The sequence below is a fragment of the Candidatus Methylomirabilota bacterium genome, assembly GCA_035709005.1.
GTDB lineage: Bacteria > Methylomirabilota > Methylomirabilia > Rokubacteriales > CSP1-6 > 40CM-4-69-5.
In genome coordinates, this window is sequence record DASTFB010000066.1 from 1 (window position 1) to 9567 (window position 9567).

Here is a 9567-nt window from a genome sequence, read left to right on the forward strand (position 1 = left end):
CGTCGGGCGGCCGTCGAGGTGACGCGCGATCCAGTACTCCTGGAACCAGCCGACGTGCCCCATCTCCCAGATGGGTGGCTCCAGGAAGTGCGCCTTGACGCCCAGCATCTGGGCGTCCGTGAGGCCGTCGAGCAGCTCGAGCTCCATGCCGCGCGCATCCAGCAGCGCTTCGAGGAGCGCGTCGGTGGTCGAGCGTCGGGGGAGATCGTTCATGCGGTAAGGGCTCCACCCAGAGTCTAACTTGGAGCCGGGTCTCCTTCACACGGCGCCCGGCTCGGAGACGCGGAACGAAGACTCGTTGCGCTTGAAGACGTCGTTGGCTATCATTGGCCGCACTGCGGAGGTCGCGATGGTCACGCCGGCGGACGTTTCCGCGGTCTCCCGCGCGAACCGATCGGAGACGTGGGTCGATGTCATCCGAAATCGGACCCAGCACCGTCCAGAGCGGGTCGTCTACACCTTCCTCGTCGACGGTGAGTCCCGAGAATCCCGGCTGCCCTACCAGGAGCTCGAGCGCCACGCGCGGGCCATCGCCGCGACCTTGCAGCAGAGCCTCTCCCCGGGCGACCGTGCGCTGTTGCTCTATTCGCCGGGACTGGACTACGTCGCGGCGTTCTTTGGCTGCCTCTACTCCGGCGTCGCCGCGGTTCCGGCCTGGCCGCCGCATCCGGCTCGACTGGAACTGACCCTTCCGAGGCTCCGGAGCATCGTCGCGGACGTGAAGCCCGGGGTGGTGCTAACCGACTCGGCCGGCCTCGGTCTCGCCGAGGTCATGATCCGCAACGCGCCGGAATTCGGGTTGCTGCAATGGGTGGCCACCGACAGCCTCGACCTCGAAGCGGCAAGCGCGTGGCGCGACCCGGAAGTCTCTGCCGACTCGGTCGCCCTCGTCCAGTACACCTCGGGGTCGACCGCTGCTCCCAAGGGTGTCGCTCTCACTCACGGGAATCTGCTCCACAACTCGGCGATCGTTCGGGATACGCTTGGCCATTCCGCGGAGACCGTCGGAATGATCTGGCTCCCTCCCTACCACGATATGGGGCTCATTGGCGGGCTCCTGCAGCCGATCTACGTCGGGTTCCCGGTCTTCGCGATGTCGCCGCTCCACTTCCTCCAGCGACCGCTGCGCTGGCTCGATGCCATCTCGCGTTACCGGGGGACCACGAGCGGGGGCCCGAACTTCGCCTTCGAGCTGTGCGTGCGACGGACGACTGCCGAGCAGCGAGCCTCTCTCGACCTCCGAAGCTGGGAGACCGCCGTCGTCGCGGCCGAGCCGGTCAACGCCGCGACTCTAGAACGCTTCATATCGGCGTTCGCCCCGTGCGGGTTCCGGCCGGCCGTCTTTCGTCCCTCCTACGGTCTTGCCGAGGCGACACTCATGGTCACCTCGCGTGTCGGGTCACATGTGCTCGACGGCCGCGAGCGGGCTCTCGTGAGCTGCGGCAAAGCCCGGCCCGGGCAACAGGTGGTGATCGTCGAGCCGGAGTCCAGAGCTCCCTGCCCTCCCGATGCAGTGGGCGAGATCTGGGTGGCGGGGCCGAGTGTGGCCCGCGGGTACTGGAACCGTCCCGAGGAGACCGAGGTGACGTTCGAGGGCCGTCTCGCGACCACCGGAGAAGGGCCCTTTCTCCGCACCGGCGACCTGGGGTTCGTGCGCGACGGCGAGCTGTTCGTCACCGGACGGTTGAAGGATCTCGTCATCATCCGCGGTCGAAACCACTATCCCGACGATATCGAATGGACAGTTGCCCGCAGCCATCCATCGTTGCGCGCCGGGAGCGGTGCGGCGTTCTCTGTCGTCTCGGACGGAGAGGAGCAGCTGATCGTCGCGCAGGAGATCGACCGCGAGGACCGGCAGCCGGACGTCGACGCGATCATCGACGCCATCCGATGCGCGGTGATGGAGCGCCACAACGTGCGCGTCGCGTCCGTGCTGCTGGTGCGGGCGGGAAAACTTCCACGAACCACGAGCGGTAAGATCCAGCGCTTCGCCTGCCGGAACGACTACCTCTCCGGAGCCCTTGCCGGGCATCGCCGGGACCTCACGGCTTCGGCCTCGGATCGCGCATGAGCCCCGGGCCCGCCGAGCGCGCAGTCGGAGCGGTGCACGCCAGGTTGGTCTCTCTCGTCGCCGAGGCGCTTGGCGTAGCTCCCGAGACCATCTCGATCAAGCGGCCGCTGCGCGACTACGGGTTCGACTCGCTGGCGGCCGTGACGCTCACTGCCGATCTCGAGGACTGGCTGGGACGTCCGGTGGACCCGGCGCTCCTCATGGACTATCCGACCATCGAGGCGCTGGCCGGCTTCCTGGCATGCGAGACGAGCGGTCCATCTGCCCCCGACGAGGTCCCACCTGAGCACAATCACTTCGAGCTGTTCCCAGAGTATCTGGCGCTGCGGGACCGGTTCGACAGGCTCCAGAACCTGGGCCTCGCCAACCCCTTCTTCAGAGTGCACGAAGGGATCGCCCGCGATACCGTGGTCATCGGCGGACGTCGGCTCATCAACTTCTCCAGCTACAACTATCTCGGAATGTCCGGGGACCCCGTCGTCTGCCGGGCCGCCAAGGCCGCCATCGACGCGTATGGCACCTCCGTCTCGGCCAGCCGCATCGTCGCCGGTGAACGGCCGCTCCATCGAGAGCTCGAGCGCGAGCTCGCAACCCTGCTCGGCACCGAAGACTGCGTCGTCCACGTCAGCGGTCACGCCACCAACGTCGCCACCATTGGATACCTGCTCCGGCCGCGGCCGCGCGACCTCATCCTATACGACGCGCAGAGCCACAACAGCCTCGTCCAGGGAGGTCTGGTCTCACGCGCCGCGCGCCGGGCGTTCCCGCACAACGACTGGGAAGCGCTCGACTCGCTGCTGTCGAGCCTCCGCGGCCGTCACGAACGGGTGCTGGTGGCGCTCGAGGGCGCCTACAGCATGGAGGGCGATGTCCCCGATCTGCCGAACTTCATTGCCGTGGTCAAGCGCCGCCGAGCGTTTCTCATTGTCGACGAAGCCCATTCGATGGGAGTTCTCGGCGCACACGGCCGGGGCGTCGGCGAGCACTTCAAGGTCGATCCGAACGACGTCGACCTGTGGATGGGCACGCTCAGCAAGGCGTTCGCAAGCTGTGGCGGGTACATCGCCGGCCGGCATGCGGTCGTCGAGCACCTCAAGTACCTGGCGCCCGGCTTCCTCTTCAGTGTGGGAATGTCGCCCCCCGATGCCGGCGCCGCGCTGGCTGCCATCCGGCTGATGCGGGCCGAGCCCGAGCGGGTCGCTCGGCTTCACGCCAACATCCGCCTGTTCCGCGAGCTCGCCCGAGCCCACGGTCTCGACACCGGCAGTAGTGGCGAGTCCGCCGTCGTGCCGGTCATGGTCGGTGACGACCTGCGGTGCATCGCGCTCTCCGAGGCGCTCTTTCGCCGCGGCATCAGTGTCATGCCGGTCATCCCGCCGGCCGTCCATGACCACCGCGCCCGCCTGCGGTTTTTCGTGACCAGCACGCACAGCGACGAGCAGATCCGCGTCACGGTCGCCACGGTCGCTCAAGAGCTCTCCTGCCTGGGGCGGAGCTAGCGTGGCCGGCTTCATCGGGCAGCACGCGATCATTACCGGGGGCTCGAGCGGCATCGGCAGGGCCACGGCCGTGCGGCTCGCACGAGAGGGCGCGCACGTCACGATCGTGGCGAGGGGTCGGATCCGGCTCGACGAGGCGAGCGCGGCGATCGCCGCCGCGCGGATCGCGCCCGAGCAGCGAGTCGTCGCGCTCGTCGCCGACGTCACCAAGCGGGAACAGATCGCCTCGGCCGTCACGGCCTGCATCGAGGAAATCGGTCCGCCGGACATCCTGATGACGTCGGCCGGTATTGCCCACTGCGACTACTTCCGGGCTGTGCCGCCCGAGGCCTTCGAGCGCGCGATGGCGACGAACTATTTCGGGACGCTGTACGCGATCCACGCGGCGCTCCCGGCCATGGAGCCGCGGCGGCGGGGCCATCTCGTCCTCATGTCGTCGGGCGCCGGGCTGGTCGGCCTCTACGGGTACGCGGCCTACAGTCCGACCAAGTTCGCCGTCCGCGGCCTCGGCGAATCGCTGCGGGCCGAGCTCAGGCCGCGTGGCATCCACGTCTCGATCGTGTACCCCCCGGACACCGAAACGCCCCAGCTCGATCAGGAGCGGCGCACCAAGCCGCTCGAGACGCAGATGATCAGCAGCCGGGCCAAGACGTGGAGCGCGGACGGCGTGGCCCGGACCATCGTGCGCGGCATCCAGCGGGAGGCGTTCACGATCACCCCGGGCCTGGAAATGACTCTCCTGGCCCGCTTACACAGCGTCCTCGCCCCCGGGCTGAACTGGTACTTCGACCGGTTGGTGGCTCGCGCGCGACGCTAGCGCTATGGGCGAAGACCACACCCTCGAAATCCGCGTGGCCGATTGGCCGCCGGCGAATGCGGGGAAAGCCCGGCTCTTGAACAATCCGCATCTGGAGCGTCTGACTCGGGTTCATCCGGCCGTTCCGTCCGTGCTCTTTCTCCCCGTCATCATGGCTATGCTCTGGCGTTTCGCCTCCGACGACGCGCCGCTCGGCGGAATGCTGATCGCAGTGCTGGCCGGCCTGGTCTCGTGGACGCTGACCGAGTACACAATCCACCGAGGTCTGTTCCACCTGCGGCCGCGGCACCGCGTCGGCCGCGCGCTCGCCCATCTCGTGCATGGCGTGCATCACGCTTATCCGTCCGACCCTGGTCGGCTCGTCATGCCGCCCATGGTGAGCGTACCCTTGGCCGTGGTGTTCTATGCTCTGTTCGTGGCCGCGGCCGGCCAGCCGCTTGGCGAGGCATTGTATGCCGGGTTCGTGGCCGGCTACGTCGCGTATGACACAATTCACTACGTCGTGCACACGCAGCCGGCGCGCGCGCGCTGGCTCACGGCGCTGCAGCGAAACCACATGCGCCATCATTTCGACCGGCACGATCGCCGCTTCGGTGTGAGCACCACGCTCTGGGACCATGTGTTCCGGACCCGGTGAATCCCTCGGCGAATGGACATCATCCTGCTCCAACCCGGGGATGTCGCCGACTTCATCAAATTTCCCTGGCGAGTCTACGAAGGGGACCACCTGTGGGTGCCGCCTCTGATCCGAGAGCGAAAAGCCTTCCTCGATCCCGACCGGAATCCCTTCTTTCAGCACGCCCGCGTCCAGCTATTTCTCGCTCGCGAAGGCCACCGCACGATGGGACGTCTCGCCGCCGTCGTCAACGACGCCCACGACCGCTTTCACGGCGAGCGAGCGGGCTTCTTCGGCCTGTTCGAGTGCCTGCCCGACGCCCAGGCCGCTGCCACCGAGCTGGTGGGCGCCGCCGAGGCGTGGGTGCGCGAGCGTCACGCAACGTTCCTCAGGGGCCCTGTCAACCTCTCGACGAACGAGCTGGAATGCGGCCTTCTCGTGGAAGGGTTCGGGACCGCGCCGGTGTTCGGCTCGTCATACAATCCCCCCTACTACGCTCAGTACATCGAGGCGGCTGGGCTTACAAAGTGCAAAGACCTGCTCGCCTTCTATCGCTACTATCACCCGCCGTTGCCGCCTCGCATTCACCGGGCGCTGGAAGCCGCGGCCAGGCTCACGTCTCGGCCGCCGGTTTCGATCCGATCGATCAACATGCGGGAGCTCGAGGCCGAGGCCTTGCGGATCACCGCCATTTACAACGAGGCGTGGAGCGACAACTGGGGCTTCGTGCCGATCACCGAGGCCGAGGCGCGACACCTGGCCCGGCAGCTCAAGACCGCCATCCTTCCAGACCTGAGTCTCCTGGCAGAGGTCGATGGTCAGGCCATCGCGTGCTTCGTCTCGATTCCGGATCTCAACCAGGTCATTCGCCCCCTCAACGGGCGTGCGACCCCGTGGGGCCTGCTCTACGCCTGGGTCCGGCGCCGGCGCATCGATACTGTTCGGGTGGCGCTCCTCGGCGTCAAGAGAGCGTATCGCGGGCAGGGCATCGACCTCAGACTCTTGATGGAGATCTGGAAGCAGCGGGCGGCGCAGTGCCTTCACTGGGAGCTGGCGTGGGTCCTCGAGGACAACTACGCGATGATCCGGATTCTCCAGGAGATCGGCGCGGTCGCTTACAAACGCTACCGGATCTATCAGAAGATCTTCGCCTGAATCGTCAGGGCGAGCCGACACGAACCATTCGATCGAACAGCCCGAGTGTCCGGTCGAACAGGAAGCGCAGGAGTAATGCAGTCCAGGAGGCATGCCAGACGAGATGCTCATACACTTCGGCGAGACACCTGACCTGCGGCAGTCGATTCCACGGAACCGCTGGAAAGTCGTGATGCTCGTTATGGTGTCCCACGTTGAAGGAGAGGAGGTTCAGCGGGCCGTAATAGCTGTAGGTCTCCTGTGACTCGTTCGTCACGAGATGCTCCTGGACCCATCGCCCTCCCAGAGGGTGGAGTCCAATCGAGAAGAAGAGCGAAGCGAGCAGGTATGTGATCGCCTTGATTCCCAGCAGGGCGCTGACCCCCCCGACGAATGCGATCTGACAGGCGAAGGCAAGGAACACCCACCGATCCATCTTGAGCTCTTCGATCTCCTGTACGTTCCGCAGCGCTCGAGTCATGTGGAACAGCGGAAAGAGCAGGAACCAGAGGGCCTTTCCGGTCGGGGAGCGGCCGATCAGCCGAGCTTCCCATCGGCTTGGCAGGTCGAAGTCTCGCTCGTAGACACCCTGATAGCGATGGTGCTTCAGGTGATACCGACCCCAGGTGACCGCGTTCACCAGCACCGTCGGCAGCCCGGCCAGAATTCCAGCGACCCTGTTCAAGCTCCGTCGCTCGAACACGAGATTGTGCGCGCACTCGTGGACCAGCACGAGTAAGGCGTGGGTGGCAAAGGCTCCGACCACGTAGGACACGATCGGCACGATCCACCAGGGCTGTCGTTGCGTCCAGGCGGCCAGGATCGTTTGCACCGCGACGAGCGCCACGATCGGGAGGACGCTCCACGGGTTACACCCGACATGGCGCCAGATCTCGGGATGCCGAGCCAGGATTTCGCGCGCCCGATCGGCGTGAGGCTCGCTGGATGTCGACCGGGGAAAGTCGATCCGTGGTGTGGCCATCGCGTGGCTCTCGACCAGGACGGTATCATACGCATCGACGTGCTACATCTCCTCCTGGCCAATCTGTTCCGGAGAAAGGTCCGCACGGGCCTGACAATGGGTTCCTTCGCAGTGGCCCTCTTCCTGTTCGCGATCCTTTCAGTCGTCCGCGGCGCCTTCCAGCAGGGCATGCACATCGCTGGCGCCGACCGGCTCGTCGTGGTCAATCGCGGTTCGCTGATCCAGCCCCTTCCGTTGGCCTACCGTGAGCGGTTGGCGCGAATCCCCGGCGTGACCCAGGTGACGTTCGCCACCTGGTTCGGTGGCCTTTATCGAGACGAACGTCATTCCTTTGCCCAGTTCGCCATCGACCGCGACAGCTACCGTCAGGTGTTTCCCGAGTGCATCGTCCCTGACGACCAGTGGCAGTCGTTCCTGGCCGACCGAGAGGGGGCCATCGTGGGCGAGGCCCTGGCCGAGCGCTTCCGGTGGAAGGTCGGGGATCGCGTCCCGATCAAGGGCTCGCTCTTCCCGGGAGCGTGGGAATTCAACATTCGCGGCGTGTACCGGGGCCAGCGAGTGCAGGACGACACCACTCAGTTCTGGTTTCACTGGGACTATCTCGACGAGCGACGAACCTTCGGAAAGGGCCTCGTGGGCTGGTACACCGTGCGCGTTGCCACCCCGGATGACGCCGCGCGCGTGGTGCAGGCGATTGACCGGCAATTCGCAAACTCTGCGTTCGAGACCAAGACCGAGACCGAGACGGCCTTCGCCGCCTCGTGGGCGAAGCGGATCGGCAATGTCGCGGTCCTGATGTTGAGCATCGGCGGCGTCGTCTTCTTCACTCTGCTGCTCGTGACCGGCAACATGATGGCCATCGCCGTGCGCGAACGCACTCGGGAGCTGGCCGTGATGAAGGCGGTGGGGTTCTCGGACGCTCTCGTGCTGGCCCTCGTTATTGCAGAAACCCTGGTCATCGCCTTCATCGGCGGCGGCCTCGGCCTCGCTCTGGCGAAGCTCTTCACGCTCCGCGGCGATCCCACGGGCGGGCTCCTCCCGTTCTTCCATCTGCCGGCGAGCGCGATCGTAACCGGACTGACGCTCGCCCTGACTGTAGGGCTTCTGGCGGGCATCCTCCCCGCGCTTTCTGCCAGCCGGCTTCGGATCGTCGACGCGCTGAGGCGGATCTAGCTCATCTGCTCGCGGAACGTTGCCCTCGCCATCGAGCCTGACCCTGAGAGCGAGCCGATGTTGGCGTCTTGGTGCTGCAATTGAGCAAACCCGAAATATGGATAGCGAAGGCTCTCGGTCTCGAGATGTCGCCCTGCTGAGCCGGGGACGGACCACGTCCTCGAATAGTTCCAGGCCCGCTTCGCGCGAAAACACGTCCAAAACGACCAGGGGCTAGCGGCGCTGACCGCTAACCCCCTTGTCCTTGCTGGTTGCGGGGGGCCCGCTTTGCACAGTGCTACACGGCGCCCACCACCTACTGGGTCGACCTGGTCCGCGACCCCAACTCCAAGAAACCGCGCTTCTAAGCGACTGCTGGGGCCTAAACGGGACACGTTCGAACTTATACAACTCAAGTGCACGATTTCATTGCCCGGATGAGGCTGTCCCCCTACACGCCACGACGCCGGCGACGGTTCGACCTCAGCCGCCCCCGGAGCGTTGATCACGCGGAGTCTACGGCGCCCCGAGCTTCTGCCCACGCGCCATGCCTTGCTCGGCTCTGGGCTCTTCGGTCAGCGGCACCGCCGCCTCCGTCGGCACCGTGCCCGCGCCCCGCCGGCGCGCCCAGACCTTTGTGAACTCGGCCCCGAAAAAGAGGATCTGCGCGGAGTAGTAAACCCAGAGCAGGACGACAACCAGCGAGCCAGCGGCGCCGTAGGCTGAGCCGATCGTGCTCCGGCCCAGATAGAGACCTATCACGACCTTGCCCAGCGTGAAGAGCAGCGAGGTCAGGGCCGCACCCAGCCACACGTCTCGCCACGCCACATAGACGTCGGGCAGTAGCTTGAAGATCATGCCGAAGAGGAACGTGATGACACAGAACGAGATCACGTCACGCCCCAGATCGTGTTCAGCGCGTCCTGCAGCTCGCCGAACACCCACCACAGCCCGAACACGAGCGTGATCACCGCGACGACGGTCACGCCGGCTCCCTCCTCGCGGGCGCTCACGATCATGGCCTCGATGGCCTCCGCTCCCGGCCGGCCGATCAGGGACTCGATCTGCTCGACGATGTGCCCCTGCGCGGCTTGAGGGCCGAGGAAGACGCCGGTCAGCGGGATGAGGATGACGAGGCCGGGCGCCAGCGCGAACAACGTGTAGAACGCCAGCGCGGCGCCGAGCCGCTGCGCCCGGTCCTGGTACCAGTCGCTGATGGTGTCCCGGAGCACCCGCCACGCCTCATCCATACCGCTAAGCGTACCCGAGAGCGCCAGGATCCCTCGAGGGGGCACG

10 protein-coding genes are annotated in these 9567 nt (G+C 66.2%); 6 read left to right on the forward strand and 4 right to left on the reverse strand.

Translation table 11 applies throughout. The annotated features are described in order from the left end of the window. The coding region (locus VFR64_10295; GenBank protein ID HET9490127.1) for a DinB family protein at positions 1–213 on the reverse strand (213 nt) is incomplete at its 3' end. 136 nt (positions 214–349) lie between these two features. Here VFR64_10295 and VFR64_10300 point away from each other — a divergent pair. From VFR64_10300 to VFR64_10320, 5 genes are read left to right on the forward strand one after another with little or no spacing between them, the layout of a single operon-like run. Next, positions 350–2071, forward strand: coding sequence for a fatty acyl-AMP ligase (locus VFR64_10300; protein ID HET9490128.1), 1722 nt, complete (start codon positions 350–352; stop codon positions 2069–2071). Next, positions 2068–3570: an aminotransferase class I/II-fold pyridoxal phosphate-dependent enzyme gene (locus VFR64_10305; GenBank protein HET9490129.1), complete on the forward strand. Its 1503-nt coding sequence runs from the start codon at positions 2068–2070 to the stop codon at positions 3568–3570. Before VFR64_10300 ends, VFR64_10305 begins: the two co-directional genes overlap by 4 nt. Before the next feature lies 1 nt (position 3571). Then, a complete protein-coding gene (locus VFR64_10310; GenBank protein ID HET9490130.1) occupies positions 3572–4387 on the forward strand; it encodes an SDR family oxidoreductase in 816 nt (271 codons plus the stop codon). Between the two features lie 4 nt (positions 4388–4391). Further along, entirely contained in the window at positions 4392–5024 is a 633-nt protein-coding gene (locus VFR64_10315; GenBank protein HET9490131.1) for a sterol desaturase family protein, read from the forward strand. 12 nt (positions 5025–5036) lie between these two features. Beyond that, the gene (locus VFR64_10320; GenBank protein ID HET9490132.1) at positions 5037–6158 is read left to right on the forward strand and encodes an N-acetyltransferase; all 1122 of its coding nucleotides are present in this window, start codon (positions 5037–5039) and stop codon (positions 6156–6158) included. 4 nt (positions 6159–6162) lie between these two features. On the opposite strand, the gene VFR64_10325 is transcribed toward VFR64_10320, so the two are convergent. After that, entirely contained in the window at positions 6163–7119 is a 957-nt protein-coding gene (locus tag VFR64_10325; protein HET9490133.1) for a fatty acid desaturase, read from the reverse strand. Between the two features lie 96 nt (positions 7120–7215). Here VFR64_10325 and VFR64_10330 point away from each other — a divergent pair, with 96 nt between their 5' ends. Then, positions 7216–8292, forward strand: coding sequence for an FtsX-like permease family protein (locus VFR64_10330; GenBank protein HET9490134.1), 1077 nt, complete (start codon positions 7216–7218; stop codon positions 8290–8292). 495 nt (positions 8293–8787) lie between these two features. Here VFR64_10330 and VFR64_10335 read toward each other — a convergent pair whose 3' ends face one another. Continuing rightward, complete coding sequence (locus tag VFR64_10335; GenBank protein HET9490135.1) at positions 8788–9165, reverse strand: YhjD/YihY/BrkB family envelope integrity protein; 378 nt, start codon at positions 9163–9165, stop codon at positions 8788–8790. Further along, the coding region (locus VFR64_10340; GenBank protein HET9490136.1) for a YhjD/YihY/BrkB family envelope integrity protein at positions 9162–9567 on the reverse strand (406 nt) is incomplete at its 5' end. The genes VFR64_10335 and VFR64_10340, both read right to left, overlap by 4 nt.